The 26,933-nt window shown below is 46.1% G+C and carries 12 protein-coding genes; 5 read left to right on the forward strand and 7 right to left on the reverse strand.

From position 1 onward, the window contains the following. Positions 1-315: 315 nt before the first annotated feature. Entirely contained in the window at positions 316-14,541 is a 14,226-nt protein-coding gene (locus tag OCU35_RS13565) for a tandem-95 repeat protein (RefSeq protein WP_261826274.1), read from the forward strand. A gap of 47 nt (positions 14,542-14,588) precedes the next feature. On the opposite strand, the gene OCU35_RS13570 is transcribed toward OCU35_RS13565, so the two are convergent. From OCU35_RS13570 to OCU35_RS13585, 4 genes are all read right to left on the reverse strand, one after another. Beyond that, positions 14,589-15,248, reverse strand: coding sequence for an HAD family hydrolase (locus OCU35_RS13570; RefSeq protein WP_261826275.1), 660 nt, complete (start codon positions 15,246-15,248; stop codon positions 14,589-14,591). Positions 15,249-15,355: 107 nt separating this feature from the next. Continuing rightward, complete coding sequence (locus OCU35_RS13575) at positions 15,356-15,853, reverse strand: GNAT family N-acetyltransferase (RefSeq protein ID WP_261826276.1); 498 nt, start codon at positions 15,851-15,853, stop codon at positions 15,356-15,358. Positions 15,854-16,033: 180 nt separating this feature from the next. Beyond that, complete coding sequence (locus OCU35_RS13580) at positions 16,034-16,363, reverse strand: hypothetical protein (RefSeq protein WP_261826572.1); 330 nt, start codon at positions 16,361-16,363, stop codon at positions 16,034-16,036. Positions 16,364-16,597: 234 nt separating this feature from the next. Further along, complete coding sequence (locus OCU35_RS13585) at positions 16,598-17,629, reverse strand: type II asparaginase (RefSeq protein ID WP_261826277.1); 1,032 nt, start codon at positions 17,627-17,629, stop codon at positions 16,598-16,600. Between the two features lie 308 nt (positions 17,630-17,937). Between OCU35_RS13585 and OCU35_RS13590 the strand changes: the two genes are divergently transcribed. The 3 genes from OCU35_RS13590 (at position 17,938) to OCU35_RS13600 (ending at position 23,156) form a co-directional block, all read left to right on the forward strand. Further along, the gene (locus OCU35_RS13590; protein WP_261826278.1) at positions 17,938-18,489 is read left to right on the forward strand and encodes an isochorismatase family cysteine hydrolase; all 552 of its coding nucleotides are present in this window, start codon (positions 17,938-17,940) and stop codon (positions 18,487-18,489) included. A 240-nt stretch (positions 18,490-18,729) separates the two neighbouring features. Next, a complete protein-coding gene (locus OCU35_RS13595; protein WP_102490119.1) occupies positions 18,730-20,052 on the forward strand; it encodes an efflux RND transporter periplasmic adaptor subunit in 1,323 nt (440 codons plus the stop codon). Next, positions 20,049-23,156, forward strand: a complete 3,108-nt coding sequence (locus OCU35_RS13600; RefSeq protein ID WP_261826279.1) for an efflux RND transporter permease subunit — start codon at positions 20,049-20,051, stop codon at positions 23,154-23,156. The genes OCU35_RS13595 and OCU35_RS13600 overlap by 4 nt, the downstream gene beginning before the upstream one ends. 111 nt (positions 23,157-23,267) lie before the next feature. Here OCU35_RS13600 and OCU35_RS13605 read toward each other — a convergent pair whose 3' ends face one another. Genes OCU35_RS13605 through rimK form a run of 3 tightly spaced genes read right to left on the reverse strand, consistent with a single transcriptional unit; the run spans position 23,268 to position 25,613 of the window. After that, positions 23,268-23,699 (reverse strand): ATP-dependent zinc protease family protein, encoded by a 432-nt coding sequence (locus OCU35_RS13605; protein WP_017030171.1) that lies wholly within the window; start codon positions 23,697-23,699, stop codon positions 23,268-23,270. Beyond that, complete coding sequence (locus tag OCU35_RS13610; protein ID WP_102472233.1) at positions 23,692-24,708, reverse strand: succinylglutamate desuccinylase/aspartoacylase family protein; 1,017 nt, start codon at positions 24,706-24,708, stop codon at positions 23,692-23,694. The genes OCU35_RS13605 and OCU35_RS13610 overlap by 8 nt, the downstream gene beginning before the upstream one ends. Next, complete coding sequence (gene rimK / locus OCU35_RS13615; protein WP_017030173.1) at positions 24,708-25,613, reverse strand: 30S ribosomal protein S6--L-glutamate ligase; 906 nt, start codon at positions 25,611-25,613, stop codon at positions 24,708-24,710. The genes OCU35_RS13610 and rimK overlap by 1 nt, the downstream gene beginning before the upstream one ends. 233 nt (positions 25,614-25,846) lie before the next feature. Here rimK and OCU35_RS13620 point away from each other — a divergent pair, with 233 nt between their 5' ends. Continuing rightward, positions 25,847-26,731, forward strand: a complete 885-nt coding sequence (locus OCU35_RS13620) for a LysR family transcriptional regulator (protein WP_102360049.1) — start codon at positions 25,847-25,849, stop codon at positions 26,729-26,731. Positions 26,732-26,933 lie beyond the last annotated feature (202 nt).

The raw sequence follows: 26,933 nt of genomic DNA on the forward strand, positions 1-26,933 counted from the left end.
GCATCCCTTTCTCCTCTTTTATCTGTGTCCATCACACCTTGCATATGATTCTTTTGTGCAAAATCCTCGTAACATATCTCTGCATATGTCACATCACAATATTCGCCCAGATTATGGCTTTATGAGCCTGTTATTACTTGTCTGATATGGATCACTACGTCTGTTGGCACACATGTTGCAATTCTTAAAAAAAACACTTGTTAATGAAAATTTACAATAGAGTTGTTGACTGTTGCATGGTAAATTTCGAGCAAGTGCGAAGGATCTGCACAATATACATACAAAAGCTAATAAAGAAGTTTAGCGGGAGAAGACATGGATAGTATCTCATTTGCTCAAGAAGTGATTCTTGGAGACGCGTGGTTAGTTATCGACGCGAATGGTAATTTAAAGTTGGCATCGGAAGGGTATACTCCGCAAAATGGAGAGGTTGTCCTTTCTGTTGGTGACAATGCCGTTACGGTTTCCGAGGATCTCGTTAGTCAACTAAAGATATCTCAGGCTAAAGACGGTGCGCTGAACAATATTGATGCCGAAAACGTCATCAATAATGTTAAACAAGGCGATGATCCTTCTCAATTGGAAGGCTCAGAACCAAGTGCAGGTGACCCGTCGGGCTCGAGCTTAACAGCAACAGGTGCTGTTGATCGTGATAATGCTGAAACTATTGCGCAAACTACTTTTGATACTGAAGGCTTTTCAAGCTATCTATTCACCGAAGAACAAGAAAGTGCCATCACACAGTTCGTCAGTGATGCTAACACTATCCTACCGCCAAGCAGCGATTCCGAATCTGACTCTCAAAATGATAAAATTGTTATTCCTACCGCGGTTGATGACCTTTTAGAAACACTAGAAGATCAGAACGTCACCCTAGACTTATTAGAAAACGATTTTATTAATCCTGACGATATCGAAATCGTCGATATTTCCGTGCCCGCAGACCAAGGTACTGTTCATCAAAATCCAGATGGTAGCTACTACTTCAAGCCAGCCAAAGACTTCAATGGCAAAGCAGAAATCGAATACACCATCAAAGATGGCAGTGGCAACGAAGATAGCGCAACTGCTGTTGTCGTTGTTGTTCCGGTCAATGATGCACCGAACGCAGTCGATGACGTCATATCAATCCAAGAAGACACACCTGTTGTTATCGATGTACTTGAGAATGACTCAGACATCGATGGCGATGAAATTACTCTGGAAGACGTCACATTAGCCGACCCATCACAAGGCACGGTTGAGATTGTCGACGGCAAAGTTGAGTTTACGCCTGCGGAAGATTTTAATGGCGAAGTGAAGATTATTTATGTCATCAAAGACGAAGATGGATTGGAGTCTTCTGCAGAAGTAGTGGTGACGGTTGAGCCGCAAAACGATGCGCCAGAAATCACAGTCACTGCTGTTGATGTGACGGAAGAATCGGTATCGAACACCACTGTCATTGCAACCTTCGTGGCTTCGGATGCCGATGGCGATGATCTGACTTACACGCTATTAAACAACGATGATGGTTATTTCGTACTGGACGGCACCAACGTTGTTCTGACCGATGCGGGTGTGGCCGCTATCAACAATGATGAGCTAGATCTAGAGTCATTGGACATCACCGTTCAAGCAGACGACGGCACTTATCAATCAGACAGTACCGATACCTCAGACATTACGCGCGTTAATGACAACGCGCCTGAGATTACGGTAACAGCGAAGGATGTCACTGAAGAATCAGTCACTAACACCACTGTAATAGCAACGTTCGTAGCAACAGATGCGGATGGCGACGATCTAACTTACTCGCTTCTGAATAACGATAATGGCTACTTCGTACTGGATGGCACCAACGTTGTTCTGACCGATGCAGGTGTGGCCGCTATTAATAATGATGAGCTAGATCTAGAGTCGTTGGACATCACGGTTCAAGCGGATGATGGTACTTATCAATCAGACCACACCGATACCTCAGACATTACGCGTGTGAACGACAATGCGCCTGAGATTACGATAACAGCGAAGGATGTCACTGAAGAATCAGTATCGAATACCACAGTCATCGCGACCTTCGTGGCAACAGATGCTGATGGCGATGAGCTGACGTACACGCTTCTGAACAATGACGAGGGTTACTTTGTCCTAGACGGTACCAATGTGGTTCTAACGGACGCCGGTGTCGCAGCCATCAACAACGATCAGCTAGATCTAGAGTCGTTGGACATCACGGTTCAAGCCGATGATGGTACTTATCAATCAGACCACACTGATACCTCTGATATCACTCGTGTGAACGACAACGCTCCAGAAATCACAGTAACGGCGAAGGATGTGACCGAAGAATCAGTATCTAACACCACAGTCATTGCGACCTTCGTGGCAACAGATGCTGATGGCGATGATCTGACTTACACGCTATTAAATAACGATAATGGCTACTTTGTCCTAGACGGTACTAATGTGGTTCTGACCGATGTAGGTGTGGCCGCCATCAACAACGATGAGCTAGATCTAGAGTCGTTGGACATCACGGTTCAAGCGGATGATGGCACCTATCAATCAGACCACACTGATACCTCAGACATTACGCGTGTAAACGACAATGCTCCAGAAATCACAGTAACGGCGAAGGATGTAGAGGAAGAGTCAGTATCGAACACCACCGTCATTGCGACGTTCGTGGCAACAGATGCGGATGGCGATGATCTGACGTACACGCTATTAAATAACGATAATGGCTACTTCGTACTGGACGGCACCAATGTAGTTCTAACGGATGCGGGTGTTGCGGCCATCAACAACGATGAGCTAGATCTAGAGTCGTTGGACATCACGGTTCAAGCGGACGACGGCACTCACCAATCAGACCACACTGATACCTCTGATATCACTCGTGTGAACGATAACGCGCCTGAGATTACGGTAACAGCGAAGGATGTCACTGAAGAATCAGTATCGAACACCACGGTCATTGCGACCTTCGAGGCTTCGGATGCGGACGGCGATGATCTGACGTACACGCTTCTGAACAATGACGAGGGTTACTTCGTATTGGATGGCACTAACGTTGTTCTGACCGATGCCGGTGTCGCAGCCATCAACAACGATGAGCTAGATCTAGAGTCGTTGGACATCACCGTTCAAGTAGACGACGGCACTTATCAATCAGACCACACTGATACCTCAGACATTACGCGCATTAACGACAACGCGCCTGAGATTACGGTAACAGCGAAGGATGTCACCGAGGAATCAGTCACTAACACCACCGTCATTGCGACCTTCGAGGCTTCGGATGCGGACGGCGATGATCTGACGTACACGCTTCTGAACAACGATGCAGGTTACTTCGTACTGGATGGCACCAACGTCGTTCTAACGGATGCGGGTGTTGCAGCCATCAACAACGATGAGCTAGATCTAGAGTCGTTGGACATCACGGTTCAAGCGGATGATGGCACTCACCAATCAGACCACACCGATACCTCAAACATTGCGCGCGTGAACGATAACGCGCCTGAGATTATGGTAACAGCGAAGGATGTAGAGGAAGAGTCAGTATCGAACACCACCGTCATTGCGACGTTCGTGGCAACAGATGCGGATGGCGACGATCTGACTTACACGCTATTAAATAACGATAATGGCTACTTTGTCCTAGACGGTACTAATGTGGTTCTGACCGATGCAGGTGTGGCCGCTATTAATAATGATGAGCTAGATCTAGAATCGTTGGACATCACGGTTCAAGCCGATGATGGTACTTATCAATCAGACCACACCGATACCTCAGACATTACGCGCATTAACGACAACGCTCCAGAAATCACAGTAACGGCGAAGGATGTAGAGGAAGAGTCAGTATCAAACAGCACCGTCATCGCGACGTTCGTGGCTTCGGATGCGGACGGCGATGAGCTGACGTACACGCTTTTAAACAACGATGCAGGTTACTTCGTACTGGATGGCACCAACGTCGTTCTAACGGATGCGGGTGTTGCAGCCATCAACAACGATGAGCTAGATCTAGAGTCATTGGACATCACCGTTCAAGCAGACGACGGCACTTATCAATCAGACCACACTGATACCTCAGACATTACGCGCACTAACGACAACGCGCCTGAAATCACGGTAACAGCAAAAGATGTCACTGAAGAGTCCGTGACTAACACCACAGTCATCGCGACGTTCGTGGCTTCGGATGCGGATGGCGATGAGCTGACTTACTCGCTACTAAATAACGATGACGGTTACTTTGTCCTAGATGGCACCAACGTCGTTCTAACGGATGCGGGTGTGGCCGCCATCAACAACGATCAGCTAGATCTAGAGTCGTTGGACATCACGGTTCAAGCGGACGACGGCACTCACCAATCAGACCACACTGATACCTCTGATATCACTCGTGTGAACGATAACGCGCCTGAGATTACGGTAACAGCGAAAGATGTAGAGGAAGAGTCAGTATCGAACACCACCGTCATTGCGACGTTCGTGGCAACAGATGCAGACGGTGATGAGTTAACTTACACGCTTCTGAACAATGACGAGGGTTACTTTGTCCTGGATGGCACCAACGTCGTTCTGACCGATGTAGGTGTCGCAGCCATCAACAACGATGAGCTAGATCTAGAGTCGCTGGACATCACGGTTCAGGCGGATGATGGTACTTATCAATCAGACCACACCGATACCTCTGATATCACTCGTGTGAACGATAACGCGCCTGAGGTTACGGTAACAGCGAAGGATGTCACCGAGGAATCAGTCACTAACACCACAGTCATCGCGACCTTCGTGGCAACAGATGCAGACGGTGATGAGCTCACTTACACGCTACTAAATAACGATAATGGCTACTTTGTACTGGATGGCACCAACGTTGTTCTGACCGATGCGGGTGTGGCCGCTATCAACAACGATGAGCTAGATCTAGAGTCATTGGACATCACCGTTCAAGCAGACGACGGCACTTATCAATCAGACAGTACCGATACCTCAGACATTACGCGCGTTAATGACAACGCGCCTGAGATTACAGTAACAGCGAAGGATGTCACCGAGGAATCAGTCACTAACACCACAGTCATTGCGACGTTCGTGGCAACAGATGCGGATGGCGATGATCTGACTTACACGCTATTAAATAACGATAATGGCTACTTTGTCCTAGACGGTACTAATGTGGTTCTGACCGATGTAGGTGTCGCAGCCATCAACAACGATCAGCTAGATCTAGAGTCATTGGACATCACCGTTCAGGCGGATGATGGTGCTTATCAATCAGACCACACCGATACCTCAGACATTACGCGTGTAAACGACAACGCTCCAGAAATCACGGTAACGGCGAAGGACGTCACTGAAGAGTCAGTATCGAACACCACGGTCATCGCGACGTTCGTGGCAACAGATGCGGATGGCGACGATCTAACTTACTCGCTTCTGAATAACGATAATGGCTACTTCGTACTGGATGGCACTAACGTCGTTCTAACGGATGCGGGTGTGGCCGCCATCAACAACGATCAGCTAGACCTAGAGTCATTGGACATCACGGTTCAAGCGGACGACGGCACTTATCAATCAGATAGCACCGATACCTCAGACATTACGCGCACTAACGACAACGCGCCTGAAATCACAGTCACTGCTGTTGATGTGACCGAAGAGTCAGTATCGAACACCACCGTCATCGCGACCTTCGTGGCAACAGATGCTGATGGCGATGAGCTGACGTACACGCTTCTGAACAATGACGAGGGTTACTTTGTCCTAGACGGTACCAATGTGGTTCTAACGGACGCCGGTGTCGCAGCCATCAACAACGATCAGCTAGATCTAGAGTCGTTGGACATCACGGTTCAAGCCGATGATGGTACTTATCAATCAGATAGCACCGATACCTCAGACATTATGCGTGTTAATGACAACGCACCTGAAATCACAGTCACTGCTGTTGATGTGACGGAAGAGTCAGTATCTAACACCACCGTCATTGCGACCTTCGTGGCAACAGATGCCGATGGTGATGAGCTGACGTACACGCTTTTGAACAACGATGCAGGTTACTTCGTACTGGATGGCACCAACGTCGTTCTAACGGACGCGGGTGTTGCGGCCATCAACAACGATGAGCTAGATCTAGAGTCGTTGGACATCACGGTTCAAGCGGACGACGGCACTAACCAATCAGACCACACTGATACCTCTGATATCACTCGTGTGAACGACAACGCACCGGAAATCACGGTAACGGCGAGGGATGTAGAGGAAGAGTCAGTCACTAACACCACCGTCATCGCGACGTTCGTGGCAACAGATGCGGATGGCGACGAGTTAACTTACACGCTTCTGGACAATGACGAGGGTTACTTCGTATTGGATGGCACTAACGTCGTTCTGACCGATGCAGGTGTGGCCGCCATCAACAACGATGAGCTAGATCTAGAGTCGTTGGACATCACGGTTCAGGCGGATGATGGTACTTATCAATCAGAACACACAGATACCTCAGACATTACGCGCATTAATGACAACGCGCCTGAGATTACAGTAACAGCGAAGGATGTCACCGAGGAATCAGTCACTAACACCACAGTCATTGCGACGTTCGTGGCAACAGATGCGGATGGCGATGATCTGACTTACACGCTATTAAATAACGATAATGGCTACTTTGTCCTAGACGGTACTAATGTGGTTCTGACCGATGTAGGTGTCGCAGCCATCAACAACGATCAGCTAGATCTAGAGTCATTGGACATCACCGTTCAGGCGGATGATGGCACTTATCAATCAGACCACACCGATACCTCAAACATTGCGCGCGTGAACGATAACGCGCCTGAGATTATGGTAACAGCGAAGGATGTAGAGGAAGAGTCAGTATCGAACACCACCGTCATTGCGACGTTCGTGGCAACAGATGCGGATGGCGACGATCTGACTTACACGCTATTAAATAACGATAATGGCTACTTTGTCCTAGACGGTACTAATGTGGTTCTGACCGATGCAGGTGTGGCCGCTATTAATAATGATGAGCTAGATCTAGAATCGTTGGACATCACGGTTCAAGCCGATGATGGTACTTATCAATCAGACCACACCGATACCTCAGACATTACGCGCATTAACGACAACGCTCCAGAAATCACAGTAACGGCGAAGGATGTAGAGGAAGAGTCAGTATCAAACAGCACCGTCATCGCGACGTTCGTGGCTTCGGATGCGGACGGCGATGAGCTGACGTACACGCTTTTAAACAACGATGCAGGTTACTTCGTACTGGATGGCACCAACGTCGTTCTAACGGATGCGGGTGTTGCAGCCATCAACAACGATGAGCTAGATCTAGAGTCATTGGACATCACCGTTCAAGCAGACGACGGCACTTATCAATCAGACCACACTGATACCTCAGACATTACGCGCACTAACGACAACGCGCCTGAAATCACGGTAACAGCAAAAGATGTCACTGAAGAGTCCGTGACTAACACCACAGTCATCGCGACGTTCGTGGCTTCGGATGCGGATGGCGATGAGCTGACTTACTCGCTACTAAATAACGATGACGGTTACTTTGTCCTAGATGGCACCAACGTCGTTCTAACGGATGCGGGTGTGGCCGCCATCAACAACGATCAGCTAGATCTAGAGTCGTTGGACATCACGGTTCAAGCGGACGACGGCACTCACCAATCAGACCACACTGATACCTCTGATATCACTCGTGTGAACGATAACGCGCCTGAGATTACGGTAACAGCGAAAGATGTAGAGGAAGAGTCAGTATCGAACACCACCGTCATTGCGACGTTCGTGGCAACAGATGCAGACGGTGATGAGTTAACTTACACGCTTCTGAACAATGACGAGGGTTACTTTGTCCTGGATGGCACCAACGTCGTTCTGACCGATGTAGGTGTCGCAGCCATCAACAACGATGAGCTAGATCTAGAGTCGCTGGACATCACGGTTCAGGCGGATGATGGTACTTATCAATCAGACCACACCGATACCTCTGATATCACTCGTGTGAACGATAACGCGCCTGAGGTTACGGTAACAGCGAAGGATGTCACCGAGGAATCAGTCACTAACACCACAGTCATCGCGACCTTCGTGGCAACAGATGCAGACGGTGATGAGCTCACTTACACGCTACTAAATAACGATAATGGCTACTTTGTACTGGATGGCACCAACGTTGTTCTGACCGATGCGGGTGTGGCCGCTATCAACAACGATGAGCTAGATCTAGAGTCATTGGACATCACCGTTCAAGCAGACGACGGCACTTATCAATCAGACAGTACCGATACCTCAGACATTACGCGCGTTAATGACAACGCGCCTGAGATTACAGTAACAGCGAAGGATGTCACCGAGGAATCAGTCACTAACACCACAGTCATTGCGACGTTCGTGGCAACAGATGCGGATGGCGATGATCTGACTTACACGCTATTAAATAACGATAATGGCTACTTTGTCCTAGACGGTACTAATGTGGTTCTGACCGATGTAGGTGTCGCAGCCATCAACAACGATCAGCTAGATCTAGAGTCATTGGACATCACCGTTCAGGCGGATGATGGTGCTTATCAATCAGACCACACCGATACCTCAGACATTACGCGTGTAAACGACAACGCTCCAGAAATCACGGTAACGGCGAAGGACGTCACTGAAGAGTCAGTATCGAACACCACGGTCATCGCGACGTTCGTGGCAACAGATGCGGATGGCGACGATCTAACTTACTCGCTTCTGAATAACGATAATGGCTACTTCGTACTGGATGGCACTAACGTCGTTCTAACGGATGCGGGTGTGGCCGCCATCAACAACGATCAGCTAGACCTAGAGTCATTGGACATCACGGTTCAAGCGGACGACGGCACTTATCAATCAGATAGCACCGATACCTCAGACATTACGCGCACTAACGACAACGCGCCTGAAATCACAGTCACTGCTGTTGATGTGACCGAAGAGTCAGTATCGAACACCACCGTCATCGCGACCTTCGTGGCAACAGATGCTGATGGCGATGAGCTGACGTACACGCTTCTGAACAATGACGAGGGTTACTTTGTCCTAGACGGTACCAATGTGGTTCTAACGGACGCCGGTGTCGCAGCCATCAACAACGATCAGCTAGATCTAGAGTCGTTGGACATCACGGTTCAAGCCGATGATGGTACTTATCAATCAGATAGCACCGATACCTCAGACATTATGCGTGTTAATGACAACGCACCTGAAATCACAGTCACTGCTGTTGATGTGACGGAAGAGTCAGTATCTAACACCACCGTCATTGCGACCTTCGTGGCAACAGATGCCGATGGTGATGAGCTGACGTACACGCTTTTGAACAACGATGCAGGTTACTTCGTACTGGATGGCACCAACGTCGTTCTAACGGACGCGGGTGTTGCGGCCATCAACAACGATGAGCTAGATCTAGAGTCGTTGGACATCACGGTTCAAGCGGACGACGGCACTAACCAATCAGACCACACTGATACCTCTGATATCACTCGTGTGAACGACAACGCACCGGAAATCACGGTAACGGCGAGGGATGTAGAGGAAGAGTCAGTCACTAACACCACCGTCATCGCGACGTTCGTGGCAACAGATGCGGATGGCGACGAGTTAACTTACACGCTTCTGGACAATGACGAGGGTTACTTCGTATTGGATGGCACTAACGTCGTTCTGACCGATGCAGGTGTGGCCGCCATCAACAACGATGAGCTAGATCTAGAGTCGTTGGACATCACGGTTCAGGCGGATGATGGTACTTATCAATCAGAACACACAGATACCTCAGACATTACGCGCATTAATGACAACGCGCCTGAGATTACAGTAACAGCGAAGGATGTCACCGAGGAATCAGTCACTAACACCACAGTCATTGCGACGTTCGTGGCAACAGATGCGGATGGCGATGATCTGACTTACACGCTATTAAATAACGATAATGGCTACTTTGTCCTAGACGGTACTAATGTGGTTCTGACCGATGTAGGTGTCGCAGCCATCAACAACGATCAGCTAGATCTAGAGTCATTGGACATCACCGTTCAGGCGGATGATGGCACTTATCAATCAGACCACACCGATACCTCAGACATTACGCGCATTAACGACAACGCTCCAGAAATCACAGTAACGGCGAAGGATGTAGAGGAAGAGTCAGTATCGAACACTACAATCATTGCGACGTTCGTGGCAACAGATGCGGATGGCGACGAGTTAACTTACACGCTTCTGAACAATGACGAGGGTTACTTTGTCCTGGATGGCACCAACGTCGTTCTAACGGACGCGGGTGTTGCGGCCATCAACAACGATGAGCTAGATCTAGAGTCGTTGGACATCACCGTTCAAGCAGACGACGGCACTAACCAATCAGACCACACTGATACCTCTGATATCACTCGTGTGAACGACAACGCTCCAGAAATCACAGTAACGGCGAAGGATGTAGAGGAAGAGTCAGTCACTAACACCACCGTCATCGCGACGTTCGTGGCTTCGGATGCGGACGGCGATGAGCTGACGTACACGCTTTTAAACAACGATGCAGGTTACTTCGTACTGGATGGCACCAACGTCGTTCTAACGGATGCGGGTGTTGCAGCCATCAACAACGATGAGCTAGATCTAGAGTCGCTGGACATCACGGTTCAAGCCGATGATGGCACTTATCAATCAGACCACACCGATACCTCAGACATTACTCGTGTGAACGACAATGCGCCTGAGATTACGGTAACAGCTAAGGATGTCACTGAAGAATCGGTATCGAACACCACAGTCATCGCGACGTTCGTGGCAACAGATGCGGATGGCGATGAGCTGACGTACACGCTTTTAAACAACGATGCAGGTTACTTCGTACTGGATGGCACCAACGTCGTTCTAACGGATGCGGGTGTTGCAGCCATCAACAACGATGAGCTAGATCTAGAGTCGCTGGACATCACGGTTCAAGCCGATGATGGCACTTATCAATCAGACCACACCGATACCTCAGACATTACTCGTGTGAACGACAATGCGCCTGAGATTACGGTAACAGCTAAGGATGTCACTGAAGAATCGGTATCGAACACCACAGTCATCGCGACGTTCGTGGCAACAGATGCGGATGGCGACGATCTAACTTACTCACTTCTGAATAACGATAATGGCTACTTCGTACTGGATGGCACTAACGTCGTTCTAACTGATGCGGGTGTGGCCGCTATCAACAATGATGGGTTAGCTCTAGAGTCATTGGACATCACGGTTCAAGCGGACGACGGCATTTACCAGTCAGATAGCACCGATACTTCAGGCATCACACGTATTAAAGACAACGCGCCAGAGATAACGGTCACTGCAATTGATGTTACTGAAGATGCTGTTAGTGAAAATATGGTCATTGCGAGTTTCACTGCCTCAGATGCTGACGGGGATACGCTGACCTACGCACTATTGAACAACAGTAACAATTACTTTGTACTAGATGGAAACAACGTAAGGCTTACTGCTGACGGTGTCGTGGCTATTAATAATGATCAGCTCAACCTAACTGAGCTGGATATTACAGTACAAGCCAATGATGGTAAGTACACAACTGATCATACTGATACTTCTATAGTGAATCGCTTCGACGACTCTCCAACTGCCTCTGACAACTCAATCACAGGAACCGAAGACACCGCGATTATTTTCAACTGGGATCAGTTCAACGCAGACGACATTGATACCGCTGATGCAGACCTATCAGTGGTCATCAAAACATTACCTGCTGATGGTACACTGGAAGTGCTCGTTAATGGTGTTTGGCAGGAAGCGAGTATTAATGACTCTATATCAAAAGTAGACATTGATGCAGGTAGCCTGAGATTTACTCCTGACGCTAACGAGTCTGGGTACGATGGTTTTTCAGATTCAGGGTTTGGTGATCAAAAACCAAACTATGCCCAGTTTGATTTTGCAGTAAGCGATGGTAACTCTGAGAGCTCTGAGGCTTCAATTACGATTGATATTACCCCTGAAGTTGATAAACCTGACCTGTTGGTTCTTCAAGAAAGAACGGAAGCTTCGATTAACTTCCAAGATACTGTATTACCTAATGGTAAGTCTTGGAGTTCGGATATTGATGTGAGTGAAGTGCTAGGTAATAACACTCTAGGCACTTGGTATGCGAACGATGACAATAAGGTTGAGATTGGTAGAGAGTCAACGTACCGACCTGGGGCTAGCGATAGTAACCTTGTTTTGGAAATTGAAGCTGATAACGGAGACAACTCGATTTATACCGATATCTCGGTAGAAGAGGGGCGCTATTACAGTTTCTCCTTCGATGCGGCAGCTAGACGCTGGGAAAACGGTGATAGTGATCTAGATATTTTGTGGGTCAAGTTGGATGACCAAGGTAATCCAATCATGGACGAAGCGGTCACGCTGTATGAGTTCCGTCCAACGGATAATACCTGGGAGAGAAATATTCAGGTAACTCTACCTTCGAATGAAGAAGGGGATTACCGCCTTATTGTTCAATCGACTGATGCCAATAGTTACGGCGCTATTGTTGATAACCTAGTTCTTGAGTCTTCTGATGCGAAAGGGTCTGAGGGTGAGTTTGTCGACCTTTGGGATCTCACTGCAGGTCTAGTAGATACAGATGGTAGTGAAACCTTGCAACTAACCTTGGAAGGGCTGCCTGAAGGAACGGTTATTAAAGACATCAACGGCAATGAGGTTGTGGTTGATAGCAATGGCTGGGTCGATATTACCGGCTTAGATATCGCGACGCTAAAAGCTAATGTGACCGAAGCTGGCGACTATGAGGTGGTATTTACAGCAACAGCCACTGAGACCAGCACCGGAGAGTCTGCTTCATCAAGTACTAAACTACCACTGATCATTGAAAGTAGTGAATTTATCACTAAGACCGCTTCGTTTGGCGACGATGATATTGTAGGTACCGATGCAAATGAACTGATCGTCGGAGATGTTCAAGGTTTCCAAATTGTCGCTGGTGAAGACTACAACATTGCCTTCATCCTTGATACGTCTGGGAGTATGCGTGGCGTAATTGATGATGCAAAAAACGAAATAATATCGGCCTTTAATCAAATCGTAGATGTGGCTACTCAAGAAAACTCGGGTGTAGTGAATGTGATGCTTGCTGAGTTTGCAACAGGGGCTCAGGTTGTTGTTTCTATTGATTTGTCAGCAATGACTGCTGATGAAGCAAAGACAAAGTTCCAAACTGAAGTCCTTAAACTTGATGCAAATAGTTCTACGAACTACGAATCAGCATTCGAAACGACGATAGAATGGTTTGATTCGTTGTCTGAAAACGGCGCATCTAACCAAACTTTCTTCATTACCGACGGTGAGCCTACACGTGGTATCCAGCTAACTGAAGCTAGCTTGAGTTCATTCTTGGTTGGCTATGATACTGCATTGGGTCAGGTTGAAACGCTCGAAGATGTATTGCCAGAAAACTACACAGTAGGCACAGAGGTCTATTATGACAATAAATTGGTTGTTGATAGCGAAGGTAAATTCTACTCCTCATACACAGGGGAACACCTTGGCACCATAACCAAGAAGGGTAATGATTATGTCTTTACTGACCGCTGGGACAATAAGTCAGAAGAGGTGAAACAGGCTCAACACTATTACGCCATTTTAAACTCTATTTCTGTTGTTGAGGCAATAGGCCTTGGCAGTGGTGTCGATTTAAGCACCCTGGTGAAGTTTGATAGTGACAATTTTGTTGAAGCAAATGTTGATGTAGATGATTTAGAAGAAGTTATACTGGGCAAAACAACATCATTAGATCCTGGTGTTGATTCTATTGATTCGGGAGCGGGTTCAGATATTTTGTTTGGCGATTCAGTCAATTTTGCTGGTATCGATGTTCAAGGTGTCCCTGCTATACAAAAATACATTGCAGGTAAAACAGGACAGTTTGAATCAGATGTAGATGCGAAGGATATGTTCGCCTATATATCGCAGAATACGGAAGAGTTCGACCAGTCGGATGATAGTCATAAAAACGACATACTCGACGGCGGCGCCGATGACGATATCTTATTTGGACAAGGTGGTAACGACATTCTAACGGGGGGCTCTGGCGATGATCTGCTGTTAGGTGGCGCTGGTGACGACATATTAGTTGGTGGAATGGGCGAGGACATCATGACGGGTGGAACTGGCGCAGATACCTTTGTTTGGAGTCAATCTGACTTACGTGTTTTCAATGAGACTGACACTATCATAGATTTCTCTATTGAAGATGGCGATAAGTTAGACCTTAGCGAGGTGTTCTCAGATGTTTCAGACTCTGTTGACCTAGACGCACTGTTGACCCAACTAGAAGGCACTATAACTGGTGACGATACGCAATCATTCATCACAGTGGAAAAGGGCGAAGAGTCTTTCACTATTGAACTGCAAGGGATATCAGCTACCGAGTTGACCGATAACCTAGCAACAATAGTGCAGCTAACCGATAGCTAAACGAATGACCCCAAGCCTAGCGCTTGGGGTTTTTGTTTGTGCCCAGGCTAGTTCCAGCTGAGAGTTGTCCAGTTGTCTCGCTTGGGCAAAGCTGCGAGGCTAGGGCAAGGATTGATTAGATAGGCGTAGTCGGCGTGCTCACACAGAGCGAGGTCATTGATCGAATCTGTATAGAAATGAATGGTTGAGTAGGCCTGCTTGCTTTGAGATAACCACTGCTCAAGGCGCGTCACCTTACCTTCTCTATAGCTAGGCACACCTTCTATTTTTGCTGTATATCTATCGTTTTTTTCCGCAAGATCAATGCCTAAGCTGTGCTTAATACCAATGCGTTTGGCAACAGCTTCTACTACAAATGTCACTGTGGCTGAGATGATCAGCATATCGATGCCATCGGCCTCTAGTTGCTGTATCAAAGTCTTAGACTCGTCAAACTGTCTACTCAAGATATGAGTCTCTACACATTCATCAACCAAAGCATCAACGTCCTTTTTTGACAGGTGTAGCAGCGGTGCTATTGCAAACTCAAGGTACTCGTCCATATCAAGTCTTCCTTGAGAGTAAAGCTCCATCAGTCGCTGATCTTCTGCCAAAAAGCTAGGGTCTTGCACTACGCCTTTCTCTAGGAGAAATTCATTCCAGATCATTGCACAATCGCCATTGATTAGCGTTTCGTCCATATCAAATACATATAAGGGCTTTGCCATTTTTTGTTCTCTTTGACGATTGATATTATGAGGGCATAGTTATTCCTCAGCGTACGCTGATAGTAGTGGCTGTTTATTTCGGTTTTATTGCAAAAGGTCAACAGACCCTAGAGGTTTAGCTCCATCTTATAATCATCCATGACATAACCGCCTCCAATATCCGCAACGATCTCTTCCGTTATTTCAAAGCCGATGCGCTGATAGGCAGCAATGGAGTGGGCGTTGTATTTATTGACGGTGAGAAAGACCTTATTCAAATTGTTCGACTTGGCTAAGTCCTTGATAAAGTTAATCGATAGTGCGCCAATCCCATTGCCTCGCTCACTAGAAAGCACGTAAATCTTGCTTAAAAACAGTTGCTCTGGTTGTAGCTTTACGCCCACATAGCCCGCAGGTTTACCGTCTTTGTGAATGAGGTAATAGTGAATATTGCTATCTTTTACTTCTGTAGCGATTGTCGCAGGAGAGTGGATGTGAGTGAGCATATAGTGCACTTGCTCCGCCCCTATGATGGGGGTGTAATGCTCAGTCCATATGATATTGGCTAGGTCGACAACGATATCTATTTGCTTCGGGTTGGTGACTCTTGTAAAGGTAACGTCCATATATCCTCTTAAACAATAACGGCAACCATAAGGCAGCCGTCGTATTCATTATGCATGGTAACTAGGATAATCGATGTCACCTTTTTCATCACCCCTGTATGGGATTAATCATGCTATGAGTATCGAAATCTGAGAGAAGCTAATCATTTTTGAAACGAGAGACTAGTCTTTATTTGGCTTCTATTTCTCGTATCCACAACGTAAAAAGCTTCCTTTCGGGTACGCTTTTTCTTCCCAAGTACTGAGTAACTTTTTCTCACCAGGCTCTAGCTCAAACTGGAATCGTTGTACCGCTGAGAGACCACTGTCTGAATCTGGTCGATAGCGCACCTCTACTAGGCCCTTAGCTAGCTTCTCGTTACTTCTGTTCTCAACATAATAGTCAGTAGAGTAATTGTTGGTTTCTTTAACCAGACCAATCGTCTCTGCACACACAGGCTCCTGTGGCTTTGGCGCGTTCTCATTGGCACAGGCAGTTAGAGCGCTGACTACAATGAGAGTGGTAATCACTTTTTTCAATTTGATACTTCCTGTAGGTTGTTTAGCAGGAATATATCAGTAGCTCTAAATTAATTCTTTGAAGTCGTGGGTATTTGAGCTAATTGAATAATTTAATCGATGTACCCTTCAAGCGCTAGGGTAGCGACTCTGTTAGGAACATCATGGTTTGTCGAATAGTTGGGGAAAGTTTAGGAAACCAACCCTAGCTGTAAACCTAGGGTTGGTGAGTTTCTTCTATAAAAGCTAGCTTTGTGTGCCAAAGTAAACCGGCAACTCTTTCACATCTTGAGTTTCGGTTAGGGCAAGCATTAGCATGATGCGTGCTTTTTGAGGGTTTAGTACTCCAGAACCGATAGCGTGTGATTTAGCCGTAACGAAACCAGAGCCTGTGCGTGTAGAAAGCACTACTGGGTAACCGTCTTCGTTTAGTTGGCTAATTCTCTCTCGAACCGCAGAAGGAACCGAGCCATTACCACTGCCCGCAACCACAATGCCGTCTGCTCCAGACTCTACAATGGCATCAATGATCTCTGGTCCCATATTTTGGTAGCTGTATACGATATCCACTTTCGGCAAGGTCTCTAATTTAGACACATCAAATGTTGGCTTACCCATGACTTTTGCTGGCTCGTAATAGAACTTAGGCTCACCTCCTGCGAAGGTTCCCAAGAAGCCTTGATCATGTGCCTTGAAGGTATCTAGAGAGATAGAGCTTGTTTTAGAGGTGTAGTAAGCCGCGCCAATGTTATCGTTCAAAAGCACCATAGTGCCTCTTCCATAAGCATTCTCATTAGAAGCTAACTTAACCGCATTCAATAGGTTCATTGGGCCATCAGCACTAATAGCCGTTGCTGGGCGCATAGCACCAACCACAACAATAGGCTTGTCAGTTTGATTGACTAGATCCATGAAGAAGGCCGTTTCTTCAGTGGTATCCGTGCCGTGGGTAATGACCACGCCTGAGGTATCGTTTTGCAATAAAGAGTTGGCTGTGTTTGCCATCTCAAGCAATATCTTACTATCGATATTTGAGCTGCTGGTATTGGCAACTTGAATACCGTCTACGTTAGCTACATCGACAATTTGAGGTACCGCTTCAATAAGAGTCGATACCGCAATCTCTCCTGCTTTATAGCCGGTCACATCGGTTGATTTTTCTGCAGAGCCGGCAATGGTGCCGCCCGTCCCTAAGATGGTGATATTAGGCAGTTCTTGGGCAATGGCATTCAAGCTAAATAGAGATGAAATGATTAGAGCGGTGGTAAGTTTTTTCATGGCGTCCTCTGGAACTAAATGGATATAACTAACCCATTGCACAATCGATGCCATTTCTACTAAAAGTCTCTCTATTTCATTTATTTAAGTGAAAAGTATGCCAAGTTATGTGTGCTTTTAAAGAGTCAAGATTTGCTTTGAAACGGACTGTAGTTAAAGTGTTTCTAGATGGTAATTGCGAGATTTTTGTTTGGTGCACCTGCACCGAAATAGGACGCTAAAGATAACCCGCACAAATGTTCCGAAGACAAAAAGCACGCACTGGGTGTATTCTGATTTGAAAAGAGATTAGCAATAAGGCACCGAGCATGAACATAACCGAGCATTCAGCCCTGATCGTCATCGACCTACAAGAAGGTATTGTTGATAAGGTGCCAGCAGAAGTAGCAACGGCAGTCATTGAGAACAGTACCGCTCTATGTGAGGCATTCGAACGAGCTGAGCTACCTGTTTTTATTGTTAACGTGGCAGGCCGAGCAAAAGGACTCACGCAGTTGCAACAAGAGGCATCCCAAAGTGCTCAAGCGTCACCTGCGCCGGTTTGGGGCTCCGTGATTAAACGCCTTGGCAACAAACCTAGATTCAAGTACCTAACAAAATACTCATGGGGCGCATTTACTAACACGGGTTTAGATGAGCAACTTAAAGAGCAGGGGATTACGCATGTCTATCTCACCGGCATTGCCACCAGCGTTGGGGTTGAATCAACAGCGAGGCAAGCCTTTGAGTTAGATTACAACGTGGTGATTGTCGAAGATGCCATCGCCGATATGGATCCTGTTTGTCATCAGCATAGCTGTGAGAGAGTGTTTCCGAAAATGAGTCTATTGATGAAAACAGAAGAGTTACTGGCAGGCTAATACATCACATATTCAATAGTGTGCGACGCGCACTTTTTCATCGTCGCACATTAAGTACCTGCAGTGTTCCAAGTGCAATCTACTTCGTAACCCACTTCAAAAGCAATCCACTTCAAATTATTGCCCCTAAAACGTAAAGCTAAGTAAATTCCCATACCAGCCATGAGGCACTACAACGACGTTATGCTAACCTTATATTAGTTAAGTCTAATGTTTATTTTAGTCTGCAAGGGAGTGATCATGGCTAGGTATAGTTGGGTACAAAGAGCGATATTTTTGCCTCCTGTTTTATTGGGCGTGGTCATGTTGGCATTGGCCCCGACGATGAAGGCTGAACCACCACAATCCAATACAACCACTACTAAGAAATCTGTGCGTGTTCTAAAAGTGATACCTCGTAATATTCAACCTTCTGCGGTTGGATATGGTCTTACAGAGTCTTCCCAAGAGTGGGAGGCTCAATCAGAATTAGATGGCGCTGTAGTTTGGGTATCTGAGCGGTTTGAAACTGGCGAGATAATTAACAAGGGGAGTGAAATTCTGCATATTGACCCTTCTTCTTACTTGCTTACAGTCGCTCGATTGGAGGCTGAAATAGAAGTGTCTAAGCTCACAGACAAAACTATTTTAGAGTCGTTAAAGATTGCAGAGAAAGACTTTCTAGTACAGAAGTCCGAATATGATCGCTCTGTAAAACTTAGCAAGACGGGGCACATTTCCAACGCGGAAAAAGATAAAGCGACGAGAGAGTTACTGGGTAGCCAGCAGCAATTGCAGACATTAAAAAATAGCCTAGCAATTAATCGAGCTCAGAAGAAGGTATTAGAAACTGAGTTGGCATTGGCCAAGCGGGACCTTGTAAATACTGTAGTAAAAGCGCCTTTTGATATTCGAATTACCGACAAGCAAGTTGGATTGGCTGAATATGTGAATAGAGGTGAGTTGATGCTTAAGGCTGATGGAATTGAAGCTGTAGAGGTCAGCGCTCAATTTCCTCTCGGTAAAATGCGCCCACTGCGAAGAGCTTCGAATCTGGATCCATTAAGTCATGATGTCCATAAAGATCTACAAGCAACTCTAGAACTAAAAGCAGGTGACAAAGTTATTTCATGGCATGGCAAGGTGAGTCGTTCGGGTGGGCAAATAGATACACAAACTCAAAGCCAAAGTATTGTTGTAGAGGTTGATGCCCCCTACCAACAAGCCGTTCCCGGGAAAAAACCGCCGCTCATTCGCAATACATTCATCAAGGTTACTCTTAAAGCTCCAGTGATGAAGAATCAAATCGTCCTCCCAGTGACCGCAATTCATAATGATTTGGTTTACATAGTTAAAGATGGGAAATTAACACGGCAATCTGTAGATATAGATTTTGTGCAAGGGCAGGTGGCCGTGATTAAGTCGGGTGTGGCCGTTGATGACCTTGTAGTGCTGAGTAAGCTGGTCCCTGCCGTTGAAGGCATGGCTTTGAAACCCATACCAGATGCAAATATGGAAAAGTGGCTTGAAAAAGAAGTTGGGTTTAAAGAGAACAAGATCAGCAAAAGTGAGGGTAAATCATGATTGCTTACTTTGCTCGACATGCGACAGCTGCCAATGTATTGATGATTGCTATTTTGTTGTTAGGTGCATTTGCTCTGCCAAAATTGCAAAAAGACACTTTCCCTATCACTCCTACAAAAGATATAGCGGTTCGGATCAGTTATCCCGGAGCGTCGCCATCAGAGGTCATGGAAGAAGTGTGCTACCCCTTGGAGGAGTCTCTTGATCAACTCAGTGGCATTAAGGAGCTATCGTGTGGCGCTAGAGAAAATCTAGCGATTGCCAATGCTGAAATTGAGAGTGGTGAAGATATTGATATATTGACCACAGATATTCAGCAACAAGTGAATGCAATTAATGACTTTCCTGATCGAGTAGAGCAAATCACAGTGGCTAAGCTGGATAGAGTCGCAAGCGTGGCCAGTGTGGCCATCATCGGTAATATGTCTGATCAAGACCTCTACTTGTATGCTCAGAAAGTAAAGCAGAAGTTAAAAGCCAATCCCTTGATTGCACAAGTAACTGTCAGTGGGTTCTCTGATCAAGAGATAGAGGTCAGAGTCTCTCAATGGAAGTTAAAGCAGTATGGATTAAGTATTTCAGATCTCTCAAACCTAGTTCAGCAACAAAGCATTAGTACGCCTGCAGGTGTGTTCAGCAATGAACTGGAAGAGATTAGTGTTCGTTTTGACCAACTGGGTAGCACAGTCGAAGATTTTCAGAATGTTATCGTGAAATCCAGTGAGTTGGGAACGCAAGTACGATTGGGAGATATTGCCAAGATAGAACAGAAATTTGAATCTGACGAAGATGTCATTCAGTTTCAAGGGCAAAGAGCGGCACTTCTTCAAGTATCTAAAACGTACTTTCAAGATACTCTGAACGTGAAAGAGGCCGTGGTAAAGATTATTGAGAATGAGAAAAAACAAGTTCCACAGGGCATTGAACTTCATGTGACTCAAGACTCGAGTATTAACATCACTGAGCGTTTAAGAATTTTAACCAGCAATGGTGTGCAAGGTCTAGCGTTAGCATTTCTTGTGTTATGGGCATTCTTCAATATCAGATTTAGTTTTTGGGTGACCATGGGATTACCCGTTTCGTTTCTTGGTGCCATATTCACTATGCATCTTTTAGGTTACACCCTGAATATGATGACAATGGTTGGGCTAATTGTCGCGATTGGTTTGCTGATGGATGACTCTTTGATCATTGCAGAGAATATTGCGGCGAAAAGACAGAAAGGATTGCCTCCCATTGAAGCTGCGATTGTCGGTACGAAACAAGTCTTACCTGGCGTGCTCGCTTCGTTTGCAACCACTATCATGGTAATAGGGCCATTGATGTTCCTTAGTGGAAAGATGGGTGAAGTGCTTCGCTATATCCCTATTATTTTGCTGATTACATTATTAGTGAGTCTTATTGAAGCCTTTCTTATTCTTCCATCCCACCTCGCTCATAGCCACGTTACATCTAAATCCAGTCCGATGCGGGACAAGATTATTATGGCCTTTGAAAAGATGCGAGATAAGGTATTTGTGCCCCTTTCCGTAAAGGCAATGAAAGCGCCGTATTTCACTCTCGGGATATTGATGATGATCGTTATGGTTTCGACGGCTTCACTCTCTGCAGGGCTCCTGAAATTCAAGGCAATGCCATCGTTGGAAAGCGATGTTTTGCAAGCTCGAATTCTTTTACCGCAGGGAAGTGTGTTGTCTCAGACAGAAACGATTGTAGCAAAGGTGTCTGATGCTTTAGATAAGCTTAGTAAAGCGTATGCCGAGAAATATCCCGATTCAGAGCCTTTAGTACAAAACAAAACGATCATGTACAACACCAATGTTGATGCGAATGAATCCGGCCCTCACATGGCGACGGTCAGTGCCGATCTGCTGCCTGCTCAATTTAGACAGCAGAGCATTAAGTCTCTCGTTCAGGAATGGAAGAAGAAGGTAGGAAGCCTGCCCGATGTGGTTTCAATGAAGTTTACCGACAAAGAAAGAGGCCTTGCTGGAAATGGGATTGATATTCGAGTGCAGGGAGATTCTTTAGAGCAGCTAGACAAAGTGAGCCGTTCGCTGATTAAGTGGTTAAAAGGCTTTGATGGTACCTTTAATTTGTCGAGCGATCTGCGTTCAGGAAGAACAGAAATACAGGTGAGCTTGAAAGATGAAGCGGGTGTCATGGGAGTAAATGCTTCCCTGCTCTCACAAAACCTTCGTAGTGCGGTGAAGGGAAGCACAGATCTAACGGTATTTCAAAACGGAGAAACCATCGATATTTCAGTGAGGTTGGATGAGTTTACGCATCAGGCAAGCTTACAGGAATTAAAAGACCTTACGATTACCGCCACTAATGGCACGTTAGTTCCGCTATCCAGTGTGGCGACGTTTAAGGAGGTGCAAACATTTTCCAGAATTAATCGAATCAATGGCGTTAATACAGTGACCGTGCAGGGGGATATCAATACACGTATCGCTAATGCTAGGGATATCATGTTGAAGTTTAATAGTGAGTTTGTCCCTAATGCTAAGAAGAAATACCCAGACGTTAGTTTTGTGTCTCAAGGACAAGATAGAGAGAGCGCAGACACTGGGTCATCACTGATAACATTCTTCATATTGGGGTTGATAGGGATTTATCTCATCCTTACCTTCTTATTCGAAAGTTACCTGCAGCCGATCGCCGTGTTGCTAGCTATTCCTATGGGTTGGATAGGGGTAGTTTGGGGACATATGGGAATGGGACTGGATCTGACCATTCCAAGTTTGGTGGGTTTTGCCACTCTTGCGGGTATTGTGGTGAATGACAATATCTTGCTTGTGAATTTTATCAAACAAAATAGAGAAGATGGGATGAGCTTATTAGACGCATGTCGTGAAGGTGTTCATGATCGATTTAGAGCCATTTTTATTACTTCTCTGACGACATTTGCAGGTTTGCTTCCGTTATTAGTCGAATCTAGCACGCAAGCTCAGTTTTTGGTTCCATTGATAGCGAGTATCGCTTTTGGGCTTGTCTCTGCCACATTGCTCGCTTCTATTATTGTGCCTTGCGTATTGCTGATTCTGGACGACTTGAAGGTAACCAAGTTACCTAAAGCCGCTAAATTGGAAGCAATGTAACTGAGAGGCTGAGGATTCTAAACGTTAGATGGGATTAAACCGTTAGCGAGGATAGACCTAAGGGCTATCCTCGCTCATCGTTAGATAAACAGTCTGTGTTGAAGAATAGGATTATTCTTCGACCTCAAGGGTAAATGCTCGGCTAGGGTCAACGTATACCTTGTTTCCCATACCTTCGCGACCCAGCAGCATTAAGTACGACATGTCTTTGCGGTTGGTTAGCGTTACTTCGATTGGCCAACTGTGCCCCGCGATGCCGAACGTGGTCTTAATCACGCAGCGTTGTTCTGCTTCACCGTTTGAAGATTTGATCTTACGTGAATCGATGACCTTAGCCTGACAGGTTACGATTTTGTCCAGATTGTAGATATCTGGGTGAAGATCAAACTCCACGTATGGCTTACCATTTTTGCGAAATTTACGGATGTTGTCCGCATGCAAAGATGAGGTTTTTGCACCCGTATCCACTCGCACTTCAAGATCAACAATGCCTAAGTCAGGCAAGCTACACAGTTCAAGATTACCGATTATCAATCTATCCATTATCACTTTCACCTAAAGTGTCTTGCAGAAGCTCTATATGCTCTGCAACACCATCATCATTTTGTCCAAAGTAAGCAATGTGATACATCGCATCGCCTTCTTGAACCAAAGGAATGTTCTGTTTGCCAATAATGATTCCAGAACGTGTAGAAACCACTTTTTGGATTAACTCACCCAGTGGAGAGTGTATTTCGGCCAGAGTTTGGCCTTTAATCACTTGCTCTCCAAGCTCAAACATCTCGTTGACGAAGCCACTGCCGCTAGCTCTTAGCCACTCGCTTTTGTTAGCGATAAATGGCTCAATCTTGCGTTTAACTCGGCGCTTGCGAATCAAACCTAGCTTCATCAATACGTTTTGCACGCCTTGGTACCCTGCGTTAATTGATAGGTCATCAAAGCGCAATGCTTCCCCCGCTTCATACAGTAAGATTCGAGTGTTGTTACTCGTTGCAGCCTCCCGCAGAGAACCGTCTCGCAATACGGAGTTTAGAAGCACCGGCACACCAAAGGTTTCTGCTAGGTCTTTAGTTTCTGCATCACTAAGGTCAGCACGGATCTGTGGCAAGTTGGAGCGATGAATCGCTCCAGTATGCAGGTCAATGCCGTAGTCACAGTGCTTGACGATATTCTCCATCAAGGTATACGCTAATCTCGCAGCCATTGAGCCTTTTTCTGAACCAGGAAAGCTACGGTTGAGGTCGCGGCGATCCGGTAGATAACGGCTTTGGTTCAACACCCCATAAACGTTCACCATAGGCACCAAGATTAAGGTGCCTCGAATGACATTTAGGTTAGCCGAGATAAGGCGCCTGATGATTTCAATACCATTAAGCTCATCACCATGAACCGCGGCACTGACAAACACGGTTGGCCCTTGGCGCTTACCACGCTGGATGTGTACAGGTAGCGACAGTTCTGTATCGGTATACAGCTTGGCAACGGGTACATCAATCTGGCATTGCTCACCGGGCAGAATATCTACACCGGCAATAGTAAGTGCCTTGCTCATCAGCCTTTTCCTTTCGTTTTGTTTGCGTTTGGTTTGGCATTCTTTTCAATAAAGTCGAAGATCATGCTCGCAACGTCTTTCTCAGTTGCTTTTTCGATACCTTCAAGGCCAGGTGAAGAGTTAACTTCCATCACCACTGGGCCATTCTTAGATTGTAGAATGTCGACACCACACACATTCAGTCCCATCACTTTAGCGGCATTGATTGCAGTTTGGCGCTCTTCTTTGGTCAAGCGTACCAGCTGCGCTGTGCCACCACGGTGCAAGTTCGAGCGGAATTCGCCTTCACCTGCTTGTCGTTTCATTGCTGCTATTACTTTGTTGCCGACTACGAAGCAACGAATGTCAGCGCCTTTAGCTTCTTCAATGAACTCTTGAACCAAGATGTTCGCTTTTAGGCCCATAAACGCTTCTATAACGCTTTCTGCGGCCTTGTTGGTTTCTGCTAATACAACGCCAATGCCTTGAGTTCCTTCCAGAAGCTTGATGACCACTGGAGCACCACCGACGTTCTTAATTACGTCAGGAATATTGTCAGGCTTGCTTGCAAACCCGGTGCGCGGCAAACCAATGCCTTTACGTGATAACAATTGCAATGAACGCAATTTGTCGCGAGAACGACTGATAGCAACAGACTCGTTAACAGCAAAGGTTCCCATCATCTCAAATTGACGAACCACTGCTGTCCCGTAAAAGGTAATCGAAGAACCAATTCTTGGGATGACCGCATCGTAATGAGGCAGGTCTTCACCTTGGTAGCGAACCTTTGGACTGTTACTAGTAATGTCCATATAACAATGCAAAGTATCAATAATATCTACTTGGTGTCCTCTCGCTTCACCTGCTTCTTTAAGGCGGCGAGTGGAGTACAAAGATTCATTGCGAGATAAGATTGCAATACGCATGGTTTCGATTCCTACAGTTACGGTTAATTTGTGCGCAATGTAGTCGTATCTGCCCGTGAACGTAAGCGAATAATTTTTATCGACAAGATAAGGGATATTTGTCGTAGAAAATAACTTCAACTTTACGGCATAACCCTATGTACTTAGACTATTTGTTAGCGGTATTGTGTAGGTCAACAGACCTTAGTAGGTGCTAGCCCCAATCACAAAGGGCCCAATGAGAGAGTAACGTTATGGATGTAAAGGTATTTAAAACCTTTTTAGAAGTGGCTAAAGAGAGGCACTTTGGTCGTGCATCTGAGAATCTTTATATTACTCAGGCTGCCGTGAGCGCTCGGATAAAGCAGCTTGAATCGTATTTCGATACCACGCTGTTTATTCGAGATCGTAATGCCATTAAGTTAACCAGTGCAGGGGAGCGCTTGATCGGGTATGCCGAGGTTATGGTAAACACCCTACAACAAGCGAAGTTTGAGCTCTCTTTGGACAGTGGTAAGGCATTACAGTTAACACTTGCGGGTACGCCCAACATTTGGGACGCCTACTTGCAAAATGGCTTGAGCGTCATAACCGACTCGTTTACCGGATATGGCTTTATTGCGGAGTCACTGTCGCGGGAGCAGTTAAACCGAAACTTACTGGAACGTACCCTAGATATTGCCTTCGTCTTTGACCCATTAAAGTCAGATGAACTGTTTAGTACCAAGGTTGCGGATTTAGAGTTGATGCTTGTCTCTACCTCACCAAATTCTGCAGAAGCGGCTTTTTCTCAAGGTTATGTGTATGTGGACTGGGGGACTCGCTTCGCCTCAGAGCACGCGGAGCGTCATCCTAAAACGCCAGCACCTTTTTTAAGAACCTCTACAGGCCGAATCGCGTTGGATTTCATTTTGGAGAAAGGCGGCACGGCTTATTTGCCAAAATCAGTGGTAGAACCGTTTGTAACCGCGGGCCAACTGCATTTGGTGAAAGGTATAGAAGAGTGGAAACGCCCTGTTTACTTGAGTTATCGTAAATCGAGTACCTCTATTGATGCCATAAAACAGGTAGAGAAACTGTTCTCTCAAATCGATCCGCAAACAACATTTACCCTGCAGCAGGGTAGTGAAGTTAATTAATATCTTGGACTTATAGGCCAGTTTGCATATATCCAGATCACGCAAACTGGCTTGTTTGATGCACCGATAGTGACTGTGCCTTCAGTTTTTACTCAAGTTCACCTCAAACCTCACAAAACCGTTTTTCATCGCTAATCCTTCAACAAAAAAACGCTTAAGATCAAACGTGTATTCATTAGCAAATTCAAAGGATTGAGATGCT

It is taken from the genome of Vibrio breoganii, from assembly GCF_024346795.1.
Lineage (GTDB): Bacteria > Pseudomonadota > Gammaproteobacteria > Enterobacterales > Vibrionaceae > Vibrio > Vibrio breoganii.